The organism is Desulfuromonas carbonis, from assembly GCF_054658035.1.
In genome coordinates this window covers 797,414-822,778 of the sequence record NZ_BAAHXR010000002.1, presented here as the reverse complement: position 1 = coordinate 822,778, position 25,365 = coordinate 797,414, and the positions used below count along the sequence as shown (strand labels likewise).

The following is a 25,365-nucleotide window of genomic DNA, read 5'->3' as shown; positions in this document are numbered from 1 at the left end:
GGTCACCACCAGCCGAGGAGCTGGCCATGCCGGAACAGATTGTAAATACCCATCAGTGCCACCATCATTCCTGCCGCACGCATCATTCCCTGCCGCATCCTCTGCCCGAGCCAATGGGCGCCGCTACCGAAAAATAGCAGGCCCGGCAGCGTTCCCGCGCCGAAGGCACCAAGCATCAGCGCTCCCTTCCAGGGGTCGGCACTCTGCGCCGCCGTGATCGCCAGGGCATAAAGGAAACCGCAGGGGAGGAACCCCATCAAAAGGCCAAGGGGGAGCCCGACCAGGGATGTCTTCGAAGCGCCCAGGCGTGTCGCGCCACGGGTCAGCGCCGGGAGGAGGGGGGCGCACTCGAGGCGATTGAGGTTGATGCGGGCCAGGAGCCCGGCAGTGCCGAGACCGAGGGTGATGATAAAGAGGTCCGAAGCGACTAGGATGATCCGGCTCCAGAGGCTGAAGGCGTCGGTGTAGGCAATCGCCGAGCCGAGCCAGCCGACGGTCAGGCCGATCAGGGTATAGGTCGTGATGCGGCCGAGGTTGTAGGCAAGATGAAACAGAGGGCCGCGCGGTCTGCCTTCGCCGGCCAGGCCGAGGGCGGCAACCAGCCCGCCGCACATGCCGAGACAATGGCCGGTGCCGAGCAGCCCGGTCATCAGGGCCATGCTGTAGAGCGGGTCGATCACTGAAGGAGGACCCGCTCAATGTCGAAGGTGAGATGATCAACCTCGGTGCCGTCACGGCGCAGGGTGACCAGCATCTGCCAGGCCCCGGCCATGGTGAAGATGGCTTCCCCGGCAAAATGGCCGCCAGAGCGGGTCACCCGCGGCCGGTTCTCGGGCATGGCCATGGCCGGCATGACCAGGGAGCAACTGGCGTCCGGTGCGGTCGTCTCCAGGCCGGTGGGATCCTGCAGGGTGAGGGTGAAGGCCGTCGGCCGCATCGTCTGCAGCGGTGACGCGGCAAATTCGAGCAGGCCGCGGTAGCCGGCCTGGCCAGAGGCGGCAATGCGGGTGCTGGCAGCCATGGCCCACCCCGGGAGGAGCAAGGCGAGGATGAGAGTGGTGACAACAAGCAGCGGGCGGTAGGGGGCAGGTCTATTGTTTCGGGCCATTCTCAATCTCCTCGATCGGCGGAGCAGGTTCATCTTCATCGAGCATACGGTACTTGGGCCTTTCGGCATCGTCGAATTCCCCCTTGCGGACCGCCCAGAGAAAGACCAGCCAGACCCCGGTAGCGAGGAAAAGGGAAAGGATAATCAACATCACGACGGAGGTCAACATCCGCGCTCCTCCGCAATCGAACTGCGCGCCAGGCGCAGGGAATTGCCGATCACACACAACGAGCTGAGCGCCATGGCCGCAGCAGCGTGAATCGGTGCCAGCCTGCCGCTGGCAGCGAGGGCCAAGGCCGCCAGGTTGTAGATGAAGGCCCAGAAAAGATTCTGGTGGATGACCCGCAGCGTGCGGCGGCCGAGGGTGATCGCCTCGACCAGGCGCCGCAGGTCGGGACGGGTCAGGACCAGATCCGAGGTTTCGATGGCAATGTCGGTGCCGCCGGCGAGGGCGCAACCGACATCGGCGGCCGCCAGGGCCGGCGCATCGTTGATGCCATCGCCGACCATCATCACCCGCTGGCCGGAACGGCGGCGATCTTCAATCCAGGTGCCCTTGCCGGCCGGAGTGAGGCTGTCACAGGCGTGGCTGATGCCGAGACGGTCGGCGACCTTGGCGACGGCCGCCGGCCGGTCACCGCTCAAGATGGCGGTTGTCACGCCCTGGCCATGGAGGGCGGCAAGGGCCGCCGCGGCCTCGGTGCGTAGCGGATCTTCGAGGCGGATCATGCCGAGATAGCGATTGCCCTGGCTGACATGGACCTCGGTCAAGGGGGTCCCGGCGCCAGGCGCGGAGACCGGAATCCCCTGGCCGGAAAGAAATTCGCGGGTGCCGACCAGGAGGCGCTCCCCCGCAAGGTCGAGGCTGACGCCCGCCCCGGGGAGGGTCCGCGCGCCGCTGCCGATCCTGGTGACCGGCCAGCCCCGCCGCGCGGTTTCACTGCGAATCCCCCGGGCGAGGGGATGACCGGAGCCCCCCTCGACGACCGCGGCGCAGCGAAGTAGCTCCTCTTCGCTGACCCCGCTCGCCGGGTTCAGGGAGCTGACCGTTGGCTGGCCGATGGTCAGGGTCCCGGTCTTGTCGAAGGCGACCAACTGCAACCGGCCGACCTTCTCGAGAACATCGCCGCCGCGAAAGAAAATGCCGCGGCGGGCGGCAGCCCCCGTTGCCACCATGACCGCGGTCGGCGTGGCGAGGCCGAGGGCACAGGGGCAGGCGACGACCAGGACGGCCACGGCGTGGAGGAGTGCGGTTGCGCTGCCGGCACCCCTGGCGAACCAGAAGGCGGCGGTGCCAATGGCGAGGAGAATGACGATCGGTACAAAAATGCCGGCGATGCTATCCGCGAGCCGTTGTACCGGAGCTTTGCGGGCGAGGGCTTCTTCGACCAGGGCCGCGATCCGGGCGAGGAAAGATTCGCTGGCGGCCCGGGTCACCCGCAGGGTCACGGCCGTACTCAGATTGAGGCTGCCGGAGAGAAGCGGGTCGCCGGGCCCGCGCAGGACCGGCAAGGGTTCGCCGCTGACCACGGCCTCGTCGACTTCGGTACTGCCGGAGACCACTGCGGCATCGACCGGGACCCGTTCGCCGGGGCGCACCAGAATCAGGTCGCCGGGGCGAAGCAGCGCACTGTCGACCAGCTCTTCAATATTGTCGGCAATGCGGCAGGCAGTATCCGGGGCGAGGGCCTGCAGGCGTTCGATTCCTTCCGCCGCCCGCTGGCGTGCACCATTTTCGAGCAAGCGGCCGAGCAGGACCAGGGTCACGATCATCGCCGCCGTATCGAAATAGACTTCGCCTCCCCGCAGCAGTGCCACCATGCTGTAGCCATAAGCCGCCAGAACGCCGAGGGCGATGAGCAGCTCCATGTCCGGGGTGCGGTTGCGCAGGCTGCGCCAGGCTCCGGTAAGAAAGGATGACCCGGAAAAGAAGATGACCGGGGTGGTGACGATGGCGGCAAGCCACTGCACCAGACTTCGGATGCCGGGGGCCATGCCCTGGAAATAACCGGCATATAGCGCGATCGAAAATCCCATCAGTTGCAGAGAGAGAAAGGCCGCGGTGGTAAAACGGATCAGCAGTCGGCGGCGTTCCTGCAGACGAAGCTGCGTTTGGCTGTCATGGCTGTCGAGGCGGGGGAGGTAGCCGAGGCTGCTGACGGTTTCGAAAATCGCTACGGGAGTGGTCCTGGCCGGGTCAAAACGGACCCGCGCCCGATGGCTTGCATAGTTGAGCCGGGCATCGAGCACTCCGGAAAGGCGGGAGAGAATCTTCTCGTTGAGCCAGACACAGGTGGCGCAGCGTACCCCCTCGACCAGAAAGGTTAGTTCGGCGCCGTCCGGGGTCATGCGAACCTCGTTGGCCAGGGTGGCCGGATCGAAGCGGCCGCGATAGGCCCCGGTCGGCAGACCGCTCTCCTCCCAATGCCGTTCACGGTAGAAACGATCGAGGCCGGCGCCGTTGATAATCCGGAAGGCGCCGTGACACCCCTGGCAGCAGAAATCGAGCCGGCGATCGGGCAGGGTTTCGCTGATGCGCTCCCCGGGCGGAATCGGCAGGCCGCAATGGGCGCACTGGTCAGAAGGAGTCATCATCGGGATTGGCTCGGAGCGGGGCGGAAGCGGGGCCCGCGTCTCAGAAGTTCAGTAACAGGCTGCGGTGCAGGCTGGTGCTCCCCTTCTCCAGGGTGAGCTGGGCCATGACCTGTCCATCCAGACCTTCGGGGAGGCGCACCAGGTATTGGCCGGGGTCCCCTTCGGTAAGGAACAGGTCGAAGCGTTTCATGGCGCCGGGACGGGATCCGAGCAGGACGATTTCGCCCTTGGCGCCGCTGACGCTGCTGCCGTCAGCGGCCTGCAGGCGGATCTCCAGGAGGGTGCCGTCAAGCTGGAAAGTAAGCGACCAGCTGCCTGTTGCACCAGCCTCAGAGCCCCCTGCGTTTTCATTGTAGGCGAGGCCGTGGCGATAATAATCCTGGTCGCTGACCGCGCTCCCCTTCTGCCGGGCCTGGTCGATGGCCCAGGCGGTCAGAGCGAGGAAAAGGACGATGAGAATCGTCAGCAGGGGCTGCCAATGGCGACGGCGGATGACTTGTTTCATTAATGACTCCCGGGTAACGGATCGAGGTAGGCCCGACTGCTGGCAAGGGGTTCTCCCTGGCTGTTGCTCAGCCTGAAATCGACTGCCTGCCGCTGCGGGGCGGCGGGGGCGAGAAGCAGAATGCTGAGTTGGCGCCGTTCATTCGGCTGCACCTGCAGTTGCTCAGTCGGACCCCGCAACTCCAGGGTGTGCCCCTTGTCGTCATGGGCAGAGAGGGTCAGCGACAAGGGAGCGGCACCGCGGTTGGCGATGACGGTGGTGAACATGGTGGCCACCCTTCCATCCTCCAGCGCGCGGGGTGCGATATTTCCCGCGCGCGCCAGTTTGAGAGTCGCCAGCGGCCGGTTGAGGGTCGCGACGACCAGCACCGCGGAGAGGAGGATGAAGGCAGCGCCGACCAGCAGCATGCGCAGATTGAGGAGGGCAGCGAAGCCATTGCCATCGACTCCGAAGGTATAACGGATGATTCCACTCTGGCCGCGACGGGCCATGACCTCCCGGCAGGCATCGAGACAGCGACCGCAGTTGATGCATTCTACCTGATAGCCGCGGCGAATGTCGATCTTCATCGGGCAGGCCCGGACACAGGCGCCACACTGGATACAGCGGTCGGCGTGGTCGGGGTGATAACGCAGGGTCAGGGTACCGGAATCGACCAGGACGGTCTGGAAACGGCCGTAAGGGCAAAACTCCTGACAAAAGAGCCGTCGCAGCCAGACCAGGTCGAGGTAGACGATCAGGGCCGTGCCCAAAAGGGAAATCACTGCGCCAAGGGGGAGCGATAGGGTAAACAGCCGGGGAAAGAAGCTGTAGGGGGAGATGAAATACCAGACCAGGTTGGCGCCGACCAGCAAGGCCAGCAGGATGAGGAGCAGGTGCAGCAGCCCGCGGCGCCAGGGAGCGCCGGAAAAGCCGCCCTGCTCCAGCTCCAGGCCGAGGCGGCGGGCGAGCCCCTCGCTGAGATCGCTCAGGGTCGTCTGCGGACAGGCCCAGCCGCACCAGGCCCGTCCGAACGCCAGGGTCACCAGCAGGAAGAGGAAGATCAGGGAGAGGGCCAGCAGCAGGAAGAGATAGAGCTCTTCGAGATGGAGGGTGCTGCCGAAGAGCTGAAGCGAGAGGGTCGGAATATCGAGCCGCAGCAGGCTTTGATCCCCGCTGCGGATAAACGGAATCACCACCAGGACCAACGAAGTGCACCACTGGAAAGTTCGGCGCCAGGGGCCGAGGCGATGGGGGGTGGACTTGGTCATGGCGGGGAAAAGGCCGGCGGGGGAGTAACTCCCCCGCCGGTTTCCTTAAAGCGATTCGATAAAGGCGGTCAGGCTGGCGATCTGGTCCTTGGAGAGCTGGTTGCCGAAGGCCGGCATGCCGCCCGGCCGGCCGCCGCTGATCGAGGTCTCGATGTCAGCAGTGGTACGGCCGAACTTGAGGGTTTTGGCCGTCAGGTCGGGTCCGATACCGCCGGTCGCAGCGGCGCCATGGCAAGCCGCACAATGTTGCGCAAAAAGCTCCTTGCCGGCCGCGACCTGGTCTGCCTGGCTCTGCTCGGCGGGCTTAGCCGCAACCGCTGCTGCTGATCCTGAAGGAGTCTTGCCGCCCTGCTGATCCACCTGCTGTTGGTGGGTCGCCATCTTCTGCTCGAACTCGGCCTCAGAACTCCAGCCGGAGAGCAGGTAGTAGGCGGAGAAGATGACACCCCAGAGAATCAGCCCGTAGAAGAGGACGGAGAAGTAGGCGGGCGGCGCGGTGACGCGATTTTCAATGATCCCGTCAAAATTGTGCACAGCGTGTTTGTGTTCGTGGTCGTCGAGCATGGCCATAGCGAATTCCTCCGCGAAAGTCAGTCGTCATCAAGCATACGGTTTTTCGGTTCCTCCAAGGTCTCCTTGCGCTTGCGGCTGTAGGTGCGCACCACAATAACCGCAAAGACCAGGAAGAGGCCGAAGGTGATCCCCAGATAAAGGAGCGAGGCCCATCTCATCAGTGGCGCTTGTGGTACTTGACGAAGGTGACGAGCTTCCAGACCCGGTCGGGACCGAGGGCCGCGAAGCCCGGCATACCGGCGTCGGGGATACCGTTGAAAATGATTTCGTAAAGGTCGGCATCGGGCAGGTCAAGGTCGTGGATGTCAGCAGCGATACCGCCGGTCATGTCGTCGCCGTGGCAGGCGGCACAGTGCTGGGCGAACAGGGCTCCCCCGGCTTCCAGGACGCTGGAATCGCTCTGGTAGGGGTTCTGCAATTCGCCGACCATGATCGTCTGCGCGGCCTGGCGCCAGGGGATGTCGCTGCCGAGTTTCTGCAGGTAAGCGACGAGGGCATCCATCTCGCTCTTTCCCTGCAGGGCGGTAATGTCAGCCTCCTGGTATGGGAAGTCCAAAACCTCCATCTTTTTTCGGGTGTAGGCCGGGTCGACCAGCCCTAAGCCGAGAAAGGCGTAGGCCGGCATGTTGGAACGGGGCACCATGGAAGTTGGCGCGGCCATGTGCTGGTAATGCCAGGCGTCCGGATACTTGCCGCCGATGCGGGCCAGGTCCGGCCCGGTACGGCGCGAGCCCCAGAGGTGGGGACGGTCGTAGACGAACTCACCCGACTTCGAATAGTCCCCGTAGCGCAACACTTCGGCGACCAGCGGCCGTACCGTTTGGGTATGGCAGTTGTTGCATCCCTCGCGGATATAGACATCGCGGCCGGCCAGCTGCAGGGCGGTATAGGGTTTGACGCTGGCGATACGGTCGGCTTCGGTATTGACCCAGGCGAAGGGAAGCACCATGGTGATGATGGTGCCAACCAGAATGGTCAGGGTAGCCAGCAGCAGAAAGAGGACCGGTTTTTTTTCCCACATGACGTCGACCTCCCCTCTCAAGCGTTCTGAGCGATTGCGCCGGCGGGCTTGCCGCGGCGAACCGTCATGAACAGGTTGTAGATGAAAGTGGCGAGGCCGACAAGGTAAATCACCCCGCTGATCGCCCGAATCCACCAATAGGGGTAGAGTTCGATCAGGGTTTCCATGAAGGAGTAGGCGAGGCTGCCGTCGGGATTGAGGCTGTGCCACATGCCGGCCTGCTGCACTCCGGCGATCCACATGGAGACGGAATAGCCGAGCTGACCGAGCAGAACCAGCCAGAAGTGAAGGTTGGCCAAGGGGATGCTGTAGAGCTCCCGGCCGTAAATGCGTGGCACCAGGTAGTAGATGGCGGCGAAAAGTACCAGGGAAACCCAACCCAGGGCTCCCATGTGAACGTGGCCGGGAACCCAGTCAGTGTAATGAATGAAAGCCGAAAAGGATCGTATCGCCTGCAGCGGACCCTGCAGGGTCTGCAGGCCGTAGAAGGTGATGCCGAGGATCAGGAACTTGACCAGGTAATTCTCCCGCATCTGGTGCCACTGCCCCCCCATCGACAGGTAGCCGTTGAAGACCGAACCCCAGGAGGGCGCGATCAACATTACCGAGAAGGCCATCGCCAGGGTCTGGATCCAGTCCGGCACCGGGGTCCAGAGCAGGTGGTGGGCGCCGGTCCAGAGATACATGAAGATCAGCGACCAGAAGGCGACGATGGAGAGGCGGTGGCTGTAGATCGGCACCCCGGTCGATTTTGGCAGAAAATAGTAAAAGACCGCCAGCGGCGGCGCCGTCAGCACCATCGCCACCGCGTTGTGGCCATACCACCACTGGACGTTGGCGTCATTGGTGCCGGCATAGGCCGAATAGGACTTGAAGAGAGAGACCGGAACCTCCGCTGCATTGACCAGATAGAGGATGGCAACGCCAACGATGGAGGCGAGCATGAACCAGAGCGAGATGTACATCTGCTCTTCCCGGCGCTTGATGATCGTCATGACGATGTTGATGGCGAAGACCACCCAGAGGATGACCACCATGACGTCCACCGGCCACTCCAGCTCGTGGTACTCCTTGGAGGTGTTGAACCCGAGCAGGAGGGTAATGGCGGCGGCGATGATGGTAGCGTTGAAAAACCAGAGCTGGAAGCGCGCCAGGCCATTGCTCCACAAGGGGCGGCGGGTGAGACGCTGTACCATGTAGAGGAAGGTGGCGAAGAAGCTGCCGATGGCCCAGCCGAAGATGCCGGCATTAGTGTGCAGCGGGCGCAGGCGGCCGTAGGTGAGGTAGGGCGGGAAGTTGAGGTCAGGGTAGACCAGCTGGAAGGAGATCAGGACGCCGACCAGCACGGCGACCAGCCCCCAGAGGATGCTCCAGCTGACGAAGCTGCGGACGATGGCGTAATTGTAGCCGGGTTGTTCCATGGCGCCTCCTTGAGATCGTGGCAGGTCCCTCCCGGTGTGGCCGGGAAGCGGGGCAGGCAGGGTCCCCCGCTGAAGGTAAAAGAGATAAAAATTGTCCTATATTACTCAGTGCCGGTTGGATGTCAACCCGGTTGTCGTATTTTGTTTTCCGGGCGCAGGTCAGCCCGGGTTCTGTAGCCTGGGTATGTAGTTCGGGGCATGTAGTTGACAGTTATATCACCGCTTCACTATGATGCCAGCACCGTGGCTGTTGCCCCGGTCGGAAAGGGGGCAGGGCTGTGCCATTGACGCTGGGGCGGAAATTCTTTCTCTATTCGGGCGGTACCCTGGTGGTGGTGCTGCTCATTGCGTTTCTGACCCTGGAACGGCAACAGGCCCGCCAGTGGGAGGACCACCTGCGGACCCAGAACAGCTCTTTTGCCCGGCTGGCGACACCTGAACTCCTGAAACTTTTCCGGGGGGACTTCCCCCCCCGGGAGAGCGTGGTGCTTCAGGATGTCTATGACTTCCTCAGTTTTAACCGTGACCTGGTGCGCTTCGAGATTTACAGCCCGGCCGGGCGTCTCCTGTTCCAGTCTCCCCAGTTTCCCGATTACCTCGATCTCCCCCTTAAACTTGACAGCATCGCGGTGGACCGCGAGCGTTTGAAGGTGCCGCGCATGACGGTGCAGACCTTGCACCTGGAGGATGGCCAGCGGCTTCTCGACCTGACCGAGCCTGCGTTCGGGCCGACCGGGGCCCAGGTGCTGACCATCCGCTACCTGGTCTCCTTCGATTCCGTCGACCGCCGCCTGCTCGAGATGCGTCAGCAATCGTGGCGCATCGGCGGTATTGCCCTGATTTGCTCCCTGCTCCTCACCGGGCTTGGCGCGCGGCGGGTGACCCGGCCGATCCAGGCCCTGACCGCCGGCGCCCGCGCCGTTGCCCGCGGCCAGTTGGCAACGCGGATTGCCGAAAACGGGCGGGATGAACTGGCGACCCTGGCCCGGGCTTTTAACGAAATGGCGGCGAGCCTGGCCGCCAACCAGGACGAATTGACGGCCAAACACGCCGCCCTGATCCGGGCCAACGCCGAACTGCAGGCGATCCAGGAACACCTGATCCGGGCCGAGCGCCTTGCCACTATCGGCCAGTTGGCGGCAGGAGTTTCCCACGAAATCGACAACCCGGTCGGCATTATTCTCGGCTATGCCGAGCTGCTGCTGGAAGACTTGCCGGAGACCGACCCGCGGCGCGAGGACGTGTTGGCAATCATCGCCGAATGTCAGCGCTGTCGGCGCATTACCGGCGGTTTGCTCGGACTGGCCCGCAGCACCCCGGTGCAGTGGGAACCCCTCGACTTCACCCTTCTGGTGCGCGAGACCCTGACCTCGCTGCAGCCCCAGAAGATTTTTCGCGGCATCGACTGTCGCCTTGCCATTGACCCCGATCTGCCGTTGCTGGTCGGCGATGCCGACCGTCTGCGCCAGGTGCTGGTCAATCTGTTGATCAACGCCGCCCAGGCTCTTGGTGGTCAGGGCATGATCGACATGGAACTGGCCCGGGAGGGGGGAGCCCTGGTGCTGCGCATTTGCGATGACGGGCCGGGGATACCACCCGAGTTGCGGGAACGAATCTTCGAGCCCTTTTTCTCCACCAAACCAAGCGGTGAGGGGACGGGGCTCGGTTTGCCGGTCTGCAGGAAATTGATCGAAGAGCATGGCGGGAGTCTCGAGGCTGAGGCTCGGGAAGGGGCCGGCGCCTGCTTCCGCTTGCAATTGCCCATTCAAAGCCCGGAAAAAAGTTTTGACAAGGGTTACGACGATTCTTTAGGATGACGAGAATTTCCTATTTGCCGGAGATGGCTTGACACTTATGGACAAGGTACTGGCCCAACTGAAAGACGATCTGCAACGGGTGGAAGCCCAGTTCAAGATCGACCTGACCTCGGATGTGGTCCTGATCCGCAAGGTTGGGGAATATGTCCTGGCCAGCGGCGGCAAACGGATCCGGCCGATTCTGCTCCTTCTTTGTGCGCGCCTGGCCGGTTACCGCGGCGACGCCCATATCGGTCTGGCCAGCGTCGTCGAGTTTATCCACACCGCGACCCTGCTGCATGACGACGTAGTCGACAGCGCCGTGCTGCGGCGCGGCAATGCTTCCGCCAATTCGGTCTGGGGGAACGAGGCCTCGGTACTGGTCGGTGATTTTCTGTTCGCCAAGTCCTTCTCGCTCATGGTTAGGGGCGGCAGCCTGGCGGTCCTCCAGGCACTCTCCGATGCCACCACGCAGATGGCCGAGGGGGAAGTCCAGCAGCTGATCAGTACCTGTGACCTCGATATCGACGAGGCGAGTTACCTGAATGTGATCGAGAACAAAACGGCCATTCTGATCTCCGCCGCCTGTCGCGTCGGCGGCATCCTCGGCAACCTGGAGCCCCAGCAGGAGGAAGCCCTCGCCGCTTATGGCATGGATTTGGGAATTGCCTTCCAGTTGATGGACGATGCCCTCGATTACGTGGCTGACCAGGACGAGTTCGGCAAGGCCAAGGGGCATGATCTTGCCGAAGGGAAAATGACCCTGCCGCTGATCCACGCCCTGCGCCAGTGTACCCCTGCCGAGCGCCAGGAAGTGGCTGTAATAGTCGAGGCCGAGGATTTGGACGATGTCGCCCTGACCCGGGTGACGGCGCTGATCGAGCGCTACCAGGGGATCGAATACACCCGCCGCCGTGCCGCCGATATGGTTGCCCGTGCCAAGTCCCACCTCGCCGCCTTTGCCTCCGGCCAGGAGCGGGACGCCCTAGAAACCGTGGCCGACTATGTCCTTAGTCGCCGTAAATAGACGGCGACCGACCGGTTAAATAACTTGAGAGGATTGGTCTGGTTCTTCCAGTGACGCCCGTGACGGCCCCGCCGTTGCGGGCGTCTCTCGTTTGCACCTGGGGAGATTTTCTGGTTGGCCTGAATTTTGCTCAAAAATAGAATCCATATTTTATTGGCGCCCGTCAGCCGGGCACTTTGGCTAAACCTGCCGAACCCCCGGGGGGGACGATTATGGAAACTCTGGTTCACACCACCCACCATGCGATTGCCGGAAACGATTACGAAATTCTGATCTTTCGGCGGGCGGATGGTACGCATGTTGCCAAGACTTTCTTTACCCCCCGTGACGTCATCATCAACGACGGGATTTCCCTCGAAGAAGCACTCTCCCGGCACCAGCGGCTGCTCCCGCTGGCGGTCAATTCCCGCGAATTGCTCTACGCGACCCGCCGCCTGAGCTGCTAATTTTTTAGCGACTGTCCCAACAGGGTGGTCGACAGCCCCGCCCTGCTGCTATACTCCCGTCCATGCCGCGTCTGAACCTGCACCGCAAGGTGCTCTATGCCTTCTGGGCCCTGTCGCTGATCCCGCTGATTCTGCTGCTGGTCAGTTCCAACCACAGTCTGCGGCTGGTGGAGTCACTGCTGCGCGCCAGTGCGACTGCCGCCATCGATCAGCAGGCCGCCCGGGCCTTGCAACTGCGCGCCGAGATGGTTGCAACCGATGTCGGCGACTTTCTGCAACGGGTCGAAGGGGACCTGCGCGACCTGGCACTCCTCCCCGCCCGGCCCGATTCCTACCTCGCCTTCAGTGCCAACCATCATCGCGCGATCTGGCAGCGCTGCGGAACCAATCGGGCCCCGCAGGAATGCCGCGACGAAATCCCCCTTTACCGGGAACTGGCATTTGTCGGTGCCGACGGCTTCGAGCGACTCCGGATTGTCGACGGGGTGGTGAGCCGGGAGTTGCGCAAGGTTGCCGACCCGGCCGATACGACCTATCGCAGCGAAACCTACTTCAGGGAAGCGGCCCGGTTGCCCGCCGGTGCGGTCTATGTGTCCCATGTCACCGGCTGGCATGTCGGACGCCAGGCGCAGCTGGGGGACGCCGCCAGCCCCGAGGAAGCGGTGGAGGGGGCGAGCTACCAGGGAGTGGTCCGCTTCGCCATGCCGCAGCGCGCCCCGGACGGCACCTTGCGGGGGGTGGTCGTGCTCTCTCTCGATCACCGTCACCTGATGGAGTTCACCCAGCACATCATGCCGACGGAGGAACGCTACGTCGTCTTTCCCTCCTACGACAGCGGCAACTACGCCTTTTTATTTGATGACGAGGGGTGGATGATCGCCCACCCCAAGTTCTGGGACATCCGCGGGCTGGATTCCCAGGGCCGGCTCGTTCCCCCCTATACCCTTGCCTCCAGTTTTGAGGATGTCCAGGCCGGGCGTATCCCCTTTAATCTCTTCAACGCCGGTTTCGTCCATCCCAATTATCCGGTCGTGGCCAGCGCTGTTCTCGACGGCCAATCGGGGGTGGCCGATGTCACCAATGTCGGTGGCTCGGAGAAGATCATGGCCTACGCGCCAATTCGGTATAGCGGGGGGAGTTATGGTGACCGGGGAATCTTTGGCGGCGTGACGATTGGCGCCGAGGTGCGCCAGTTTCACAAGACCGCTCTCGCCACCTCGGCAGTTATCCGGCGCGAAATCACCCGTTTCGTCAGCGGTTCCTCCCTGATGATCACCCTCACCGGGTTGCTGGTCCTGTTCGCTGCCTGGCGATTGTCGCGCGGGATTACCGGACCGCTCCTGGAGCTGATTGACGGGACCCGGAAGATGGCGCGGGGGAAGCTGGCCACCGAGGTGCCGGTCTCCGGCCATGATGAAGTCGGGCAGCTCGCCGCCTCCTTCAATACCATGGCCCGCGAACTCAATGAACGCCGGGGCCGCCTGCTGCGCACCCTCCAGGCCCTGCGCCGGTCGCGCAAGGAGATTCTCCGCGAACGCAACTTCAAGGAGACGATCTTCGAAAATGTCGAAACGGGAATCTTTACCCTTGACGCGGGCGGCAACGTGACTTCGGCCAACGGGCCGGCGCGGCAGATTCTCGATCTGCCGGTCCTTGCCGCACCCCAATCGGCCGCGGTACTGCTGGCCGGGTGGCCGGAACTTCTCGGCGCCCTCGGTGCAGGAGAGGCGGCCAAAGGGGCGCGCGGGATCTGGAGTGATTACGTTATTGCCAGCCGCGATGGCAAGGAGCGCACCTTCCGCCTTGCCCTGCTGCCGCTCAGTTTCGGCGAAGCGGGGGGGCAACTGCTGACGGTGGAGGATCTCACCGAGCGGGTCGAGATGCGCCATCACCTGGCGCGCATGGATCGCCTCGCCTCCCTGGGGCGGCTCTCCGCCGGGATCGCCCACGAAATTCGGAACCCGCTGACCGGGCTCAGTCTGTTGCTCGATGAACTGCACGACCGGCTGATCAGCAGCAGTGGCGACCAGGTGCTGATCCGGCGCGCCCTGAGTGAAATCGAGCGCCTCGAGGGGCTGGTCAATGAACTGCTCGAATTCGCTGCGCTCCCCAAGTTGCGCCTGCAAAACGATGCAATCGGCGGCGTTCTCGCCGACACCCTCTTCCTGGTCGAAGGGCAATGTCGCAAGGCCGGAATCTCCCTGCAGCAGAGTATCCCGGAGAACCTGCCCTCCTTCCCCCTTGACCGCGACAAACTGAAACAGGCATTCCTCAACCTCCTGACCAATGCCATCGAAGCGATGCCGGCGGGAGGGGTCCTGCGACTGAGCGCCGCACTCCAGGATGATCAGGTGCGAATTGCCGTTGCTGATTCCGGAGAGGGGATACCGGCAGAGCGTCTCCCCTTGATCTTCGAACCTTTTTACACCAGCAAGGGGGCGGGGACCGGCCTGGGGCTCTCCATCAGCCACAATATCGTTTCGGAGCATGGCGGCCGCATTGAGGTCGAAAGTTCACCCGGAGGTGGGACGACCTTCACGCTCTGGTTCCCCTTGCCGCCGAAGCCGATAACCGTCGCGAACGAGAGCCGGCCTCCCGCCAGGAAGTGAATTGGTGCGGCCGCTTTTTTGACAGTCCCAGCTGGAAATTGAAATCCGGGAGTATGTGCCATGGAAAATTTTCGTTTCAGCATCCCTTACACGGTTCGGGTGGCCGACATCAACTACGGTGGTCATGTCTCCAACGCCGCGGTTCTCAGTTTTTTCCAGGATGCACGCATTGCTTATCTGGGCCATCTCGGCGATTTCTCGGAACTCGATATTGGCGGCTGTGGCATCATCCTTCCCGAGGCACAGGTTCGCTACCTGGCGGAGATGTTTCTCGGCCAACAGCTTGAAATCGGCGTCCGGGTCAGCGAACTGCGCAACTCGTCTTTTATCATGAGCTACCGCATCGAACGGGGTGGTGCCGCCGTTGCCGAGGGGACAACCAGCCTGGTTGCCTTCGATTACCAGAGCCGGCGCCCGGTCCGGCTTCCCGGGCCATTTCGCCGGGCCGTGACCGCTTTCGAGGGGTTCTAGGCTTCCGCACCAGGGACCGCTCTGGGCGGAAGGGTAGCTCCTCACCCGTCCCTCCCTTGCATTTGCCGCCAGAGTGGTAGACTTCCTCCATGCCGGGCGACTGCAACTGTGCAGTCGTGACCATCATGGAATCCCGGTTGAAATCAGATTCACCCTTGAGAAGGAGATGAATGGGATGGCCATGGTGAAGGAATTCAAAGAGTTTGCCATGCGCGGCAACGTCGTCGACATGGCGGTCGGGATTATTATCGGCGGTGCCTTTGGTACCATCGTCAAGTCTCTCGTCGCCGATGTCATCATGCCGCCGATCGGCCTGCTGCTGGGAAATGTCGATTTCTCCGACTTGTATGTGGTGCTCCGGGAAGGGGCTACGGCCGCCCCTTATCTCACTCTGGCTGATGCCCAGAAGGCGGGTGCCGTGACCATCAACTTCGGTCTCTTTTTCAATGCGGTCGTCAGTTTCGTGATCGTTGCCTTTGCGGTCTTTTTCCTGGTCCGTTCGCTCAACAGGATGAAGCGGCAGGAGGAAGCTCCGGTGGCTGAGCCGACCACCCGGGATTGTCCCTTTTGTTTCACCGCCATACCAATCAAGGCGAGTCGCTGCCCCAACTGCACCTCGGAGCTTACTGCAGGCTGAATCGAGGATCAAAATTTCGCCAGGGGTCGTGACCAGAGCAGGAGCAGGAAAGAGATGCCAAAAGTTGTAATGCTCCTTCTTTCATCATTCCCGCTGTGGTGGCGGGCCTGGTATGAATTTTATGTCGACCGGAGGCGCAAGCGATGGAACAACGAGTATTTTTGAACTTTCTCGACCGCGCGGAGGTCGAGGGGGTGCTGAAACGACCCTTCAAGCCGGGCGAGGGGGTCGTCGAGGTTCTCCTCGAGGGGCAGGGTCGCGCACTGACATTCCGTCTCTCCGAGCTGGCCTGCATCAAGTTCTGTGGGCCGGCGGTAAAGATCGTCAATGCCGAGCTGGGGGGGGGGTACGAGGAGGTTCTCACCATGAACGGCGAGACCTTTCGCGTGCAGATTCCGGATCGGGACAAGTTCACCGCCGGCTTCTTTGGTTTTCCCGAAGATGGACAGGGACCCTACCAGTCGATTTTTTTCACCAGCCACGGCATCCGGCTGCGGCAGCTGCAGCGCCCGGTCGGGCAAATACTGCTGGAAAATGGGGTGTTGCGGGAAACCGATATGAACGCGGCTCTCGCCGAGCAGGATCGCTTGCGGCGTCGCCGGGTTGGGGAGATTCTCGCCGAGGAGAACAACCTCCCCCAGGGGACCATTGAGGCGACCCTGCAACACCCTCCTGCTGAGGGGAGTCTGCCGAAAAATGCGCGGGTTGGCGACATCCTGATTGCGGCCGGACTGGTGACCCGGGAACAGGTGGAGAAGGCGGTTGCCAGCCAGGAACAGGGGAAGAGCAAGCGGATCGGGGACCTGCTGATTGAACGGGGCCTGATTACCGAGGAACAGCTGATGGTCGCCCTGGCCACAAAATTCCGGCTCCCCCTGGTCGATCTGAGCGCGGTCGAGCCGCAGGAGGAGGCCCTTGCCGCCCTCTCCAGCGGCATGGCCTACCGGTTCAAGGTCCTGCCCCTGGAGCGGGACGGCAACCGGCTGCTGATCGCGACCTCAGCCCCCACCGACACGACCATTGCCGACAGCCTGCGCTTTGCGACCGGTTGCCACATCGATCTGGTGGTTGCCTATGCGGCCGCCATCGACGATGCCCTGACCCGTTATTACACCCCCGAGGGTTCGGTCGATTCGCTCCTCGGGCAACTCGACGGTGAGATTGCCACCTTCGAAGAGGATGAGGCGAAGGAGTTCGGCTCCGAGGTCAGCGAGAGCGACTCCCAGGTGATCAATGTCGTCAACCGGCTTCTCATCGAGGCCCACCAGGAGGGGGTATCGGATATCCACTTCGAGCCCGGTCCCGGTTCGGCCCCGCTGCGGATTCGGCACCGCATCGATGGCTCTTGCCTGGTGGCTCACAGAATCGCCGGCGTCTTCAAACGCGCGGTCATCGCGCGCCTGAAGATCATGTCCAACCTCGATATCGCCGAGCGCCGTAAGCCGCAGAGCGGCAAGATCCTGCTGCGGGTCGGGCGCAAACTCCTCGAATACCGGGTCGAAATCACCCCCACCGTCGGTGGCCAGGAAGACGCCGTCTTGCGGGTGCTGAGTTCCTCCAAGCCGCTGCCCCTCGACCAGCTCGGCTTCTCCTCTCGCAATCTCAATGCCTTCCATGATTTTCTGCGCAAACCCTATGGCCTGATCCTCTGCGTCGGGCCGACCGGTTCGGGGAAAACGACGACGCTCCATTCCGCGCTCGCCGTGATCAACACTCCGGAGCGGAAAATCTGGACCGTCGAGGACCCGGTTGAGATTACCCAGTCCGGTTTGCGCCAGGTCCCGGTCCATCCACGAATCGGTTTTGGTTTCGCCGAGGCGCTGCGTTCCTTCCTGCGCGCCGACCCCGACGTCATCATGGTCGGCGAGATGCGCGATGTGGAGACCGCCAAAATCGCCATCGAGGCGTCCCTGACCGGGCACCTCGTCCTGAGCACTCTGCACACCAACAGCGCCCCCGAGACCCTCACCCGGCTGATCGAGATGGGGATGGATCCGTTCAGCTTTTCCGATGCCGTGCTCGGGGTAATCGCCCAGCGCCTGGCGCGGGCGCTGTGCAGCCACTGTCGCCGGCCCCGGCCTGCGTCCCGAGAGACCTGGTCCGACTTGATCGCCGCCTATGGTGAAGAGCGGTATCATGCGGATGGCTTTCCCGCATGGTCACCCGATGCCGTCCTGATGCTGGCCGAGGGGTGTGAAAAATGTGACGGCAAGGGGTATCGGGGACGGGTTGCCCTGCATGAAGTTTTGGTCGCAACCGCGGAGATCAAGCATGCCATCAAGCGCAATCTTCCCCTTGAAGAGATCCGGGATCTCGCTCTCGACCAGGGGATGCGCAGCCTGAAAATGGACGGTGTCGCCAAGGTGCTGGCTGGACAGACCGATTTTGACCAGGTTATGAAGGTCTGCCTTTAACTCCGGTTCCCACCCAGCCTCAAATCCGGCTCGCCCCCAGTCCCATCCGTCTCCTGCCCCACGGTTTGCCCCTTGGGGCGCAGCTCACTTCCCTTGTTACCACAGCGTTCTTGCCGTTAGTGAATAGCGGCGACTTGCGCTGGAAACGGCCCAGGTCAGCCGTGACCACGGCGCCTTAGTTCGTCGGAGACCAGTTCTCTCTGGGCGGGGGAAAGGCGCCGGCCGGCGAGCAGGTTGTGCAGGTCGGGGGTGCGCAGGGCGGGGAGGAAGAGGGTGAACCAGATCGCCGGGGTCCGGCGGTTTTTGAGGATGGCGAGCCGCAGGTTGGGGCGGCTCTTCCAGCGCGGGTGACGCGCGACCATGGAGATGGTCTCGGCACTGGCGGCGGCGCTGTTGAGGAACTGCAGGATGGCCACTTCCCGGAGCTGCCCATTGGCGAGACAGGCCTCGACCACCCGGGGTTCTCCCTCCCGCAGCAACGCGGCGAGCAGCACCGGGGTGCCGCGCCGGGCCAGAGTCAGCTTGTGGCCAAGTTCGACCGTCGGCAGCCGCTGCAGGATGACCCGTTCGGCGGCAAGGCGCTGGTCGGGGGTGGTGCCGGGAAGAATGCAGAGATTGAGGAGTTCAAAGAGATAGAGGTGGGGGAGGAGGGTGAGGGTGACCGCTCCCGGGGTGCCGGGATTGGCGGCGAGGGCCAGCTTCAGGCGGTGACTGGTTTCGACCAGAGGGAGCTGGGACAAGGCCCGAAGCAGATCCTCGGGGAGATCCCGCCGTTTCAACAGGGCGAGGAGGTGCTCTTCGCGAAGAGCACGGTTTTTCAGCGCCGCGCGCAGGACCTCCGGAGCCGGATCCTGCAGAACCTGGAAGAGGTTGGCGGAGGTTGCGGTTAACGCTTGTCGCAGGCGGCCCACCAGGTCGGGGTCAAGCTGGCCGGCGGGGTGATTTTCACTCAACGGCGCCTCCCTGCGTCCGGGATGCGGGGCCTGGCATGGGTCCGGTTACTCGTCGCCGCCGCTCGTGCCATAAAGGCCCAGGAACTCGGCCTTGAAGGCGGCATAGTCGCCGCTCTCGATCGCTTCCCGCGCGCCGGCCACCATGTTCAGGTAAAAGCGTACATTGTGGATCGCCGCCAGGATCGCCGAGAGGATTTCATTGGCGTTGTAAAGGTGGTGGAGGTAAGCCCGGGTAAAGTTCCGGCAGCAGTAACAGTCACAGGCGGCATCAACGGGGAAGAAGTCGCGCCGGTAGCGGCGATGGGTGAGGCGGATCTTGCCGCGGCTGGTGAAGAGGGTGGCGCTGCGCGCGTAGCGGGTAGGGATGACGCAGTCGAACATGTCCATGCCGCGTTCGATGCTTTCGAGGATGTCCTCCGGCAATCCCACGCCCATCAGGTAGCGCGGCTTGTTGGCCGGCAGGAAGGGTTCGGTGTCGTCGACCACCTGCTTGAGCAGATCCAGCCCCTCGCCGACGCTGACGCCACCGATGGCGTAGCCGGGAAAATCGAGGGCGGTCAGCTGCTCGGCGCATTCCCGGCGCAGGTCGGGATAGACGCTCCCCTGGACGATGCCGAAGAGGGCCTGATCGGTGCGCTGGTGGGACTTGCGGCATTGCTCGGCCCAGCGGATCGTCTTGCGGATGGAGTTGGCGGCGTAGCCATGATCGGAGGGATAGGGGATACATTCGTCGAACGCCATGATGATGTCGGCGCCGAGAGCATTCTCGATCGCCATCGCTTCCTTGGGGCCCAGGAAAATCTCCTCGCCGGTTACCTCGTGACGGAAGAAAACACCGTTCTCGGTGATGCGTTTCTTGGGCAGGGAAAAGACCTGGAAGCCGCCGCTGTCGGTGAGGATCGGTTTTCCCCAGTTCATGAAGCGGTGCAGGCCGCCGGCCTTCTGTACCAGCGCCTCGCCCGGTTTGAGATGGAGATGGTAGGTGTTGGCGAGGATGATCTGGGCGCCGCATTCGCCAACCTGGTCGGGCGTCATTGCCTTCATGGCGGCATGAGTGCCGACCGGCATGAAGATCGGCGTCTCGATCACCCCGTGGGGCGTGTTGAGACGGCCGCGGCGGGCGCGGGTGGTGCGGTCGGTGGCGAGGAGCTGAAAGTCAAACATCGGAGTCATCCAGTTGGGGGCGAGCCGGGGAAAAAGAATAGCCCGAAATGATCCGGGCATGCCTTGCGGACTCTAGCAGATGCCGCCTTGGAAAGCAACCGGAGAGAGGGGCTGCGGACCGGCCTGGAAACGGCCCGGGAAGCGGTCCTAACACTGTTTGAAAGGTGTATACAATATGCACTTTTAAGTTGACACGTATACACCCCGAATGGTACTTAGAACCAGTTTCTGCCCCGTTAAAATTCTGCCATCTTCAAAGGGTGTCCGTGGTCTTTTGACCCTGGCGCCGGTTCCAATCCATTCCTTTTTCCCGAAAAGGGGGTCTGAATCATGAAATCCTACGGCGAATGGCGTGCTCCACCTGTTTCTTCACCGGTCTTCGGCGCCCACATTCTCTGTGAGTCCATCCGGAGAGCGGCGACGGGGCATAGCGCATAGAGGCCTGGGGTTTTCATGCCCCAGTTTGGCAAATGAAATTTCAATCGAGGGAAAAGACATCATGTTACTGACGCAAAGCTCCGTGGGCAGAAAGCTCCTGATGGGAATCACCGGGCTCATCCTGCTCCTGTTCGTGTGTGTCCACCTGCTCGGCAACTCGTCGGTCTTCGTCGGACCGGACGGGATCAACGCCTATGCCAAGCATCTCCATGATCTCGGTCCCCTGGTCTGGTTGTTTCGCCTGGTGATGCTGGTCGTGATCGGTATTCACATCGCACTCGGCGTGCAGCTGACTCTGGAGAACCAGAGCGCCCGGCCGCTGGCCTATTCGGTGAAGGAGAGCCTGCGGGCGACCTTCTCCAGCAAGACGATGATTATCTCCGGCGGCGTGTTGCTCGCCTTTATCATCTACCACCTCTTTCATTTCACCATCCAAAGCGTCGGCCCCTTCAGTGCCAAGGCCAATCTCGTCGATCTTCACGGTGAAATGGTTCCCGACGTCTACACCATGGTCGTGCTGAGTTTCAAGCAGCTTTTCATCACTCTGGTCTACGTGGTCGGGATGATCTTTCTCTTCCTCCACCTCGGTCATGGCGTCCAGAGCTTCTTCCAGACCATGGGCCTGACCAACGACAAGACCTTCCCGGGGATCGGCGTATTCGGCAAGGCGGTGGCGTTCGTGCTGCTGCTCGGCTATGTCTCCATTCCGCTTCTCATCATCATCGGCGCAGTCAACGGCTAGGGGGTACAACAGTGATTCTCGACGGCAAATGTCCTACCGGACCTATTCAAAATTCCTGGGATAAACACCGCTTCGACATGAAGCTGGTCAATCCCGCCAATAAACGTAAATTCAAGATCCTGGTGGTCGGCACCGGCCTTGCCGGCGGCGCCGCTGCGGCCTCCCTCGGCGAGCTCGGCTACAACGTCGAAGCCTTCTGCTACCAGGACAGCGCCCGCCGCGCCCACTCCATCGCCGCCCAAGGCGGTATCAACGCGGCCAAGGCCTACCCGAATGACGGCGACTCCATCTATCGCCTCTTCTACGACACCATCAAGGGTGGCGACTTCCGCGCTCGCGAGGCTGACGTCTGGCGCCTCGCCCAGGTCTCCAACAACATCATCGACCAGTGCGTCGCCCAGGGCGTTCCCTTCGCCCGCGACTACGCCGGCTACCTCGACAACCGCTCCTTCGGCGGTGCCCAGGTCTCCCGTACCTTCTACGCCCGCGGACAGACCGGCCAGCAGCTGCTGATCGGTGCTTACCAGGCGCTCTCCCGCCAGGTCAAGGCCGGGACGGTCAAGCTCTTCACCCGCCGCGAAATGCTCGACCTGGTCGTTATTGACGGCGTCGCCAAGGGGATTACCTGCCGCAACCTCGTCTCTGGCGAGATCGAGTCCTACGTCGGTGACGCCGTGGTCCTCGCCACCGGCGGCTACGTCAACGTCTTCTATCTCTCCACCAATGCCATGGGTTGCAGTGTCACGGCCAACTGGAAAGCAGCCAAGAAAGGCGCTTTCTTCGCCAACCCCTGCTACACCCAGATTCACCCGACCTGCATCCCCCAGACCGGCGATCATCAGTCGAAACTGACCCTGATGTCCGAGTCGTTGCGGAACGACGGCCGCTGCTGGGTGCCGAAGAAGAAAGAGGACTGCGACAAAAAGCCCCACGAGGTCAAGGAAGAAGATCGCGACTACTACCTGGAGCGCAAATACCCCTCCTTCGGCAATCTGGCGCCGCGCGATATCGCTTCCCGTGCCGCCAAGGAACAGTGCGACGACGGTCGTGGTGTCGGCCCCGGCAAGCGCGGGGTCTATCTCGACTTCCAGTCCGCCATCGACCGCGTTGGCCAGCCCACCATCGCCGAGCGCTACGGCAATCTTTTCGACATGTACGAGAAGATCACCGACGAAAACGGCTACAAGCAGCCGATGCGGATCTACCCGGCGCCGCATTACGCCATGGGCGGTCTCTGGGTCGACTACAACCTGCAGAGCAACGTTCCCGGCCTCTTCGTGCTCGGCGAGGCGAACTTCTCCGTGCACGGCGCCAACCGTCTCGGCGCCTCGGCCCTGATGCAGGGGCTGGCGGACGGCTACTTCGTCATCCCCTACACCATCGCCCATTACCTGGCGCAGATCAAACCGGGCCTGGTGAAGACCGACCACCCGGAGTTCAAGAAATCGGCCGAAGATGTCAAGGGGCAGATCGACAAGCTCCTCGCCATCAAGGGAAAGAAGACCGTCGGCGAAATGCACCGCGACCTCGGCAAGATCATGTGGGAGAACGTCGGCATGGCGCGCTCCAAGGAGAGCCTCACCAAGGCCCTCAAGGAGATCCCCGCCCTGCGCGAGGAATTCTGGAAAAACGTCAATGTCACCGGTGGTCCCGGCGAGGTCAACCAGCAGATCGAAAACGCCGGTCGTCTGGCCGACTTCCTCGAGTTCGGCGAGCTGCTTGCCAAGGATGCCCTCCATCGTGAGGAATCCTGCGGTGGCCACTTCCGTGTCGAGCACCAGACCGACGACGGCGAGGCGATGCGTGACGACGAGAACTTCACCTATGTCGGCGCCTGGGAATTCAAGGGCAACGACAAGGAGCCGGAACTCCACAAGGAGCCGCTGAAATTCGACAATGTTCATCTTGCCGTGAGGAGTTACAAATAATGGCCGCGAACGGAATGAATCTGACGCTGCATGTCTGGCGGCAGAAAGATGCCAACGACAAAGGGAAGTTCGAGCAGTACCAGGCGAAGAATGTCAGCCCCGACATGTCCTTCCTTGAAATGCTCGACGAAGTCAACGAGGACCTGATCCGGACCGGCCGGGAGCCGATCGTTTTCGACCACGACTGCCGCGAGGGAATCTGCGGCATGTGCTCGCAGATGATCAACGGAATCGCCCATGGTCCCGACGACCTGATCACCGTCTGCCAGCTGCACATGCGCAAGTTCAAGGATGGCGATACCATCTATATCGAGCCGTGGCGTGCCAAGGCCTTCCCGGTCATTCGTGACCTGCAGGTCGACCGCAGCGCCTTCGATCGCATTATCCAGGCCTACGGCTATACCTCCGCCCACACCGGCGGGGTGCCGGACGGCAACGCCATCCCGGTATCGAAGGTCGACGCCGACAAGTCGATGGATGCGGCTGCCTGTATCGGGTGCGGCGCCTGTGTCGCCTCCTGCCCCAACGCCTCGGCGATGCTCTTTACGGCTGCCAAGGTTTCCCACCTCGGTCTGCTGCCGCAGGGTGAGGTGGAGGCGGCCCGCCGGGTGCGCGCCATGATCCAGCAGATGGACGCCGAAGGCTTCGGCAACTGCACCAACCATTACGAATGCGAAGCCGCCTGTCCCAAAGGGATCAAGGCCACCTTCATCGCCCGTATGAATCGCGAACTGATGAAGGCCCTGCCCCAGGGCGAATAGGTCAGGAAGGTATTTTAACACCGCCGGCAATTGGCCAGCGGTCTCCAGTCGGGCGGGTCTTCGGACCCGCCCTTTTTCGCTGTACGCTGGCAGCAAATTGCCGGCAGAATGCCCCGAACTGATGCTTGAGAACCTGGATCAATTCGAGTTCAGCCGCCTGCGGCTGCGCCTTGACCTGGGCACGGCGGTCGAGCTGCCGGCTGTGGCCCTGCTCGGACTGCGCCGCGAGTTGCAGCGGCTGGGACGCCAGGTCCTTGGCGGGGGAGCGGCATATGCAGCCATTTTCGACCCACCGGTCCCGTCTTCTCCCTATGGGGAGCGGCGCTATCAGCGGCCCGGTCCCGCCTTCGTCCTGAACCTGGCGCCGGAACAGTGCGGAAGCTGCGCAGCCGGGGCAGGACTGCTCCTTGACCTCGTCCTCTTTGGGCCAGGGATCCGAAACGCAGACGCATTTATTGCCGTCCTTGACGCCCTTGGCAGACAGGGGCTGGCCCAGGGCGCCGGCCGTTTCGAAATTGGCGCCGTGCGCCTGTTCGATGCCGCCGGGGGCGGGGAGGACCTGACCGGCGCCGCATTCCCGGTCGGCGGAAGACTGCCGATAGTCAGCGCCCGCTGGTATCTGGAAACCTTCGCCGAAAGCGCGATCTGGTCTCTGCGGTTTTCGACCCCGGCGCGGCTACTGGTGGCCGGGCGCCCTCTCTTTCGGGGGACACTGCCGCGCATCGTCCCTTTTGTCATGCGCCGCGTTACTTCGATGGCTTATGCCCACTGCGGAGTGGAACTGGTTCGGGATCCCCGCCGCGTCCTTGCGGCTGCTGAGGCGCTCGTGCTCGACCGGGGACGTTTCTGGTGGCAGGACTGGCGCTCCCTGGAAGGGGGCGCGGAGAGTCTCGATCTCGGCGGGCTGGTCGGGTCGGCGACCTTTGCTGCCCCCGCGGACGAGGATCTGCGGGCGCTCCTTCTCCTGGGCGCCCTGGTCGGGATCGGCAAGGGGGCGGCGTATGGCGCTGGCCACTATGCAATTGAACCGTTGGCGGCGGGCCGGGCGTAACGCCTTTTGTGCCGATGGTGGTTGTAGTCGGGATATTGTTCGCTATACTTCCTAAAAAGGCAGTAATTACGGGGAGGTGTCGCCATGACAGATGCATGGGAGGAACGCAAGAAAGCGCTTGAAAACGAATACTTTTTCAAGCTTGAAAAGGAACAGATTGCGCGGATGCAGCATGATGCCCGCGAGCGATTGATCCGCGAAGCCTGCCGCAATCGTTGTCCCAAGTGTGGTGAGCCGATCGAACCGAAAGAATTTCGTGGCGTGCCTCTTGACCAGTGCCCTGGGTGCGGCGGTGTCTGGCTGGGACCGAAGGATTTGCAGATACTGGCCGAAAAGGATCACCGCACCTGGTTTGAGACCTGGTTTCAGCAGGAGCAGAAAAGTTGACCCTAACGGGGGCGGCGCCGATGCGCCGCCCCCGTTTTTTGAACCACCTTGCTAGGTCCTGTGGGCCT

24 protein-coding genes are annotated in these 25,365 nt (G+C 62.7%); 12 read left to right on the top strand and 12 right to left on the bottom strand.

From position 1 onward, the window contains the following. Nucleotides 1–2 precede the first annotated feature (2 nt). The 10 genes from ACYQ8E_RS06200 to ACYQ8E_RS06155 are packed head-to-tail and all read right to left on the bottom strand — an operon-like array spanning nucleotide 3 to nucleotide 8,473. The gene (locus tag ACYQ8E_RS06200; protein ID WP_066727678.1) at nucleotides 3–680 is read right to left on the bottom strand and encodes a sulfite exporter TauE/SafE family protein; all 678 of its coding nucleotides are present in this window, start codon (nucleotides 678–680) and stop codon (nucleotides 3–5) included. Further along, nucleotides 677–1,108: a hypothetical protein gene (locus ACYQ8E_RS06195; RefSeq protein WP_066727677.1), complete on the bottom strand. Its 432-nt coding sequence runs from the start codon at nucleotides 1,106–1,108 to the stop codon at nucleotides 677–679. Before ACYQ8E_RS06195 ends, ACYQ8E_RS06200 begins: the two co-directional genes overlap by 4 nt. After that, nucleotides 1,092–1,277 carry a cbb3-type cytochrome oxidase assembly protein CcoS gene (ccoS, locus tag ACYQ8E_RS06190; RefSeq protein WP_066727676.1) on the bottom strand — a complete coding sequence of 62 codons (186 nt, stop codon included), beginning with the start codon at nucleotides 1,275–1,277 and terminating at the stop codon, nucleotides 1,092–1,094. Before ccoS ends, ACYQ8E_RS06195 begins: the two co-directional genes overlap by 17 nt. Continuing rightward, the gene (locus ACYQ8E_RS06185) at nucleotides 1,271–3,703 is read right to left on the bottom strand and encodes a heavy metal translocating P-type ATPase (protein ID WP_066727675.1); all 2,433 of its coding nucleotides are present in this window, start codon (nucleotides 3,701–3,703) and stop codon (nucleotides 1,271–1,273) included. The genes ccoS and ACYQ8E_RS06185 overlap by 7 nt, the downstream gene beginning before the upstream one ends. Nucleotides 3,704–3,743: 40 nt before the next feature. Continuing rightward, entirely contained in the window at nucleotides 3,744–4,208 is a 465-nt protein-coding gene (locus tag ACYQ8E_RS06180; protein ID WP_066727674.1) for a FixH family protein, read from the bottom strand. Further along, on the bottom strand, nucleotides 4,208–5,458 hold the full coding sequence (locus ACYQ8E_RS06175) for a 4Fe-4S dicluster domain-containing protein (protein WP_066727673.1): 1,251 nt from the start codon (nucleotides 5,456–5,458) through the stop codon (nucleotides 4,208–4,210). Before ACYQ8E_RS06175 ends, ACYQ8E_RS06180 begins: the two co-directional genes overlap by 1 nt. 45 nt (nucleotides 5,459–5,503) lie before the next feature. Then, the gene (locus tag ACYQ8E_RS06170; RefSeq protein WP_197463637.1) at nucleotides 5,504–6,028 is read right to left on the bottom strand and encodes a c-type cytochrome; all 525 of its coding nucleotides are present in this window, start codon (nucleotides 6,026–6,028) and stop codon (nucleotides 5,504–5,506) included. A gap of 20 nt (nucleotides 6,029–6,048) precedes the next feature. Then, entirely contained in the window at nucleotides 6,049–6,189 is a 141-nt protein-coding gene (locus ACYQ8E_RS06165) for a cbb3-type cytochrome c oxidase subunit 3 (protein ID WP_082820321.1), read from the bottom strand. Next, entirely contained in the window at nucleotides 6,189–7,052 is an 864-nt protein-coding gene (locus tag ACYQ8E_RS06160) for a cbb3-type cytochrome c oxidase subunit II (protein WP_066727672.1), read from the bottom strand. The genes ACYQ8E_RS06165 and ACYQ8E_RS06160 overlap by 1 nt, the downstream gene beginning before the upstream one ends. A gap of 17 nt (nucleotides 7,053–7,069) precedes the next feature. Beyond that, nucleotides 7,070–8,473: a cbb3-type cytochrome c oxidase subunit I gene (locus ACYQ8E_RS06155; RefSeq protein WP_066727671.1), complete on the bottom strand. Its 1,404-nt coding sequence runs from the start codon at nucleotides 8,471–8,473 to the stop codon at nucleotides 7,070–7,072. Between the two features lie 278 nt (nucleotides 8,474–8,751). Here ACYQ8E_RS06155 and ACYQ8E_RS06150 point away from each other — a divergent pair, with 278 nt between their 5' ends. The 7 genes from ACYQ8E_RS06150 (at nucleotide 8,752) to ACYQ8E_RS06120 (ending at nucleotide 17,873) form a co-directional block, all read left to right on the top strand. After that, nucleotides 8,752–10,290, top strand: coding sequence for a sensor histidine kinase (locus tag ACYQ8E_RS06150; RefSeq protein WP_157471878.1), 1,539 nt, complete (start codon nucleotides 8,752–8,754; stop codon nucleotides 10,288–10,290). 37 nt (nucleotides 10,291–10,327) lie between these two features. Then, a complete protein-coding gene (locus ACYQ8E_RS06145) occupies nucleotides 10,328–11,296 on the top strand; it encodes a polyprenyl synthetase family protein (RefSeq protein WP_066727669.1) in 969 nt (322 codons plus the stop codon). A 212-nt stretch (nucleotides 11,297–11,508) separates the two neighbouring features. Next, on the top strand, nucleotides 11,509–11,742 hold the full coding sequence (locus ACYQ8E_RS06140; protein WP_066727668.1) for a hypothetical protein: 234 nt from the start codon (nucleotides 11,509–11,511) through the stop codon (nucleotides 11,740–11,742). Nucleotides 11,743–11,804: 62 nt separating this feature from the next. Further along, nucleotides 11,805–14,351, top strand: coding sequence for a PAS domain-containing sensor histidine kinase (locus tag ACYQ8E_RS06135; RefSeq protein WP_066727667.1), 2,547 nt, complete (start codon nucleotides 11,805–11,807; stop codon nucleotides 14,349–14,351). Nucleotides 14,352–14,411: 60 nt separating this feature from the next. After that, nucleotides 14,412–14,822: an acyl-CoA thioesterase gene (locus ACYQ8E_RS06130; RefSeq protein WP_066727666.1), complete on the top strand. Its 411-nt coding sequence runs from the start codon at nucleotides 14,412–14,414 to the stop codon at nucleotides 14,820–14,822. Between the two features lie 181 nt (nucleotides 14,823–15,003). Next, the gene (gene mscL / locus ACYQ8E_RS06125) at nucleotides 15,004–15,459 is read left to right on the top strand and encodes a large-conductance mechanosensitive channel protein MscL (protein ID WP_066729833.1); all 456 of its coding nucleotides are present in this window, start codon (nucleotides 15,004–15,006) and stop codon (nucleotides 15,457–15,459) included. Nucleotides 15,460–15,602: 143 nt separating this feature from the next. Next, on the top strand, nucleotides 15,603–17,873 hold the full coding sequence (locus ACYQ8E_RS06120; RefSeq protein WP_066727665.1) for a GspE/PulE family protein: 2,271 nt from the start codon (nucleotides 15,603–15,605) through the stop codon (nucleotides 17,871–17,873). A gap of 155 nt (nucleotides 17,874–18,028) precedes the next feature. On the opposite strand, the gene ACYQ8E_RS06115 is transcribed toward ACYQ8E_RS06120, so the two are convergent. Then, nucleotides 18,029–18,826, bottom strand: a complete 798-nt coding sequence (locus tag ACYQ8E_RS06115) for a hypothetical protein (RefSeq protein WP_066727664.1) — start codon at nucleotides 18,824–18,826, stop codon at nucleotides 18,029–18,031. Nucleotides 18,827–18,871: 45 nt separating this feature from the next. Then, a complete protein-coding gene (gene tgt, locus ACYQ8E_RS06110; protein WP_066727663.1) occupies nucleotides 18,872–19,990 on the bottom strand; it encodes a tRNA guanosine(34) transglycosylase Tgt in 1,119 nt (372 codons plus the stop codon). Nucleotides 19,991–20,489: 499 nt separating this feature from the next. On the opposite strand from tgt, the gene ACYQ8E_RS06105 reads away from it, so the two are divergent. The 5 genes from ACYQ8E_RS06105 (at nucleotide 20,490) to ACYQ8E_RS06085 (ending at nucleotide 25,297) form a co-directional block, all read left to right on the top strand. Then, nucleotides 20,490–21,170 (top strand): succinate dehydrogenase cytochrome b subunit, encoded by a 681-nt coding sequence (locus ACYQ8E_RS06105; protein ID WP_066727662.1) that lies wholly within the window; start codon nucleotides 20,490–20,492, stop codon nucleotides 21,168–21,170. Nucleotides 21,171–21,181: 11 nt separating this feature from the next. Then, nucleotides 21,182–23,098 carry a fumarate reductase/succinate dehydrogenase flavoprotein subunit gene (locus ACYQ8E_RS06100; RefSeq protein WP_066727661.1) on the top strand — a complete coding sequence of 639 codons (1,917 nt, stop codon included), beginning with the start codon at nucleotides 21,182–21,184 and terminating at the stop codon, nucleotides 23,096–23,098. A 14-nt stretch (nucleotides 23,099–23,112) separates the two neighbouring features. Next, entirely contained in the window at nucleotides 23,113–23,859 is a 747-nt protein-coding gene (locus tag ACYQ8E_RS06095; protein WP_066729831.1) for a succinate dehydrogenase/fumarate reductase iron-sulfur subunit, read from the top strand. A 121-nt stretch (nucleotides 23,860–23,980) separates the two neighbouring features. Next, nucleotides 23,981–24,910, top strand: coding sequence for a CRISPR system precrRNA processing endoribonuclease RAMP protein Cas6 (cas6, locus tag ACYQ8E_RS06090; protein ID WP_066727660.1), 930 nt, complete (start codon nucleotides 23,981–23,983; stop codon nucleotides 24,908–24,910). 84 nt (nucleotides 24,911–24,994) lie between these two features. Beyond that, the gene (locus tag ACYQ8E_RS06085) at nucleotides 24,995–25,297 is read left to right on the top strand and encodes a zf-TFIIB domain-containing protein (protein WP_066727659.1); all 303 of its coding nucleotides are present in this window, start codon (nucleotides 24,995–24,997) and stop codon (nucleotides 25,295–25,297) included. The last annotated feature ends 68 nt before the right edge of the window (nucleotides 25,298–25,365 follow it).

Excerpts from the sequence above, each read along its gene's own strand:
- ACYQ8E_RS06140 (WP_066727668.1), top strand. The coding sequence starts at position 11,509 with ATGGAAACTCTGGTTCACACCACCCACCATGCGATTGCCGGAAACGAT.
- tgt (WP_066727663.1), bottom strand. The coding sequence starts at position 19,990 with ATGTTTGACTTTCAGCTCCTCGCCACCGACCGCACCACCCGCGCCCGC.
- ACYQ8E_RS06195 (WP_066727677.1), bottom strand. The coding sequence starts at position 1,108 with ATGGCCCGAAACAATAGACCTGCCCCCTACCGCCCGCTGCTTGTTGTC.
- ACYQ8E_RS06130 (WP_066727666.1), top strand. The coding sequence starts at position 14,412 with ATGGAAAATTTTCGTTTCAGCATCCCTTACACGGTTCGGGTGGCCGAC.
- ACYQ8E_RS06170 (WP_197463637.1), bottom strand. The coding sequence starts at position 6,028 with ATGGCCATGCTCGACGACCACGAACACAAACACGCTGTGCACAATTTT.
- ACYQ8E_RS06145 (WP_066727669.1), top strand. The coding sequence starts at position 10,328 with ATGGACAAGGTACTGGCCCAACTGAAAGACGATCTGCAACGGGTGGAA.
- ACYQ8E_RS06180 (WP_066727674.1), bottom strand. The coding sequence starts at position 4,208 with ATGAAACAAGTCATCCGCCGTCGCCATTGGCAGCCCCTGCTGACGATT.
- cas6 (WP_066727660.1), top strand. The coding sequence starts at position 23,981 with ATGCTTGAGAACCTGGATCAATTCGAGTTCAGCCGCCTGCGGCTGCGC.
- ACYQ8E_RS06175 (WP_066727673.1), bottom strand. The coding sequence starts at position 5,458 with ATGACCAAGTCCACCCCCCATCGCCTCGGCCCCTGGCGCCGAACTTTC.
- mscL (WP_066729833.1), top strand. The coding sequence starts at position 15,004 with ATGGTGAAGGAATTCAAAGAGTTTGCCATGCGCGGCAACGTCGTCGAC.
- ACYQ8E_RS06160 (WP_066727672.1), bottom strand. The coding sequence starts at position 7,052 with ATGTGGGAAAAAAAACCGGTCCTCTTTCTGCTGCTGGCTACCCTGACC.
- ACYQ8E_RS06135 (WP_066727667.1), top strand. The coding sequence starts at position 11,805 with ATGCCGCGTCTGAACCTGCACCGCAAGGTGCTCTATGCCTTCTGGGCC.
- ACYQ8E_RS06095 (WP_066729831.1), top strand. The coding sequence starts at position 23,113 with ATGAATCTGACGCTGCATGTCTGGCGGCAGAAAGATGCCAACGACAAA.
- ACYQ8E_RS06120 (WP_066727665.1), top strand. The coding sequence starts at position 15,603 with ATGGAACAACGAGTATTTTTGAACTTTCTCGACCGCGCGGAGGTCGAG.
- ACYQ8E_RS06085 (WP_066727659.1), top strand. The coding sequence starts at position 24,995 with ATGACAGATGCATGGGAGGAACGCAAGAAAGCGCTTGAAAACGAATAC.
- ACYQ8E_RS06165 (WP_082820321.1), bottom strand. The coding sequence starts at position 6,189 with ATGAGATGGGCCTCGCTCCTTTATCTGGGGATCACCTTCGGCCTCTTC.
- ACYQ8E_RS06185 (WP_066727675.1), bottom strand. The coding sequence starts at position 3,703 with ATGATGACTCCTTCTGACCAGTGCGCCCATTGCGGCCTGCCGATTCCG.
- ACYQ8E_RS06105 (WP_066727662.1), top strand. The coding sequence starts at position 20,490 with ATGTTACTGACGCAAAGCTCCGTGGGCAGAAAGCTCCTGATGGGAATC.
- ACYQ8E_RS06155 (WP_066727671.1), bottom strand. The coding sequence starts at position 8,473 with ATGGAACAACCCGGCTACAATTACGCCATCGTCCGCAGCTTCGTCAGC.
- ccoS (WP_066727676.1), bottom strand. The coding sequence starts at position 1,277 with ATGTTGACCTCCGTCGTGATGTTGATTATCCTTTCCCTTTTCCTCGCT.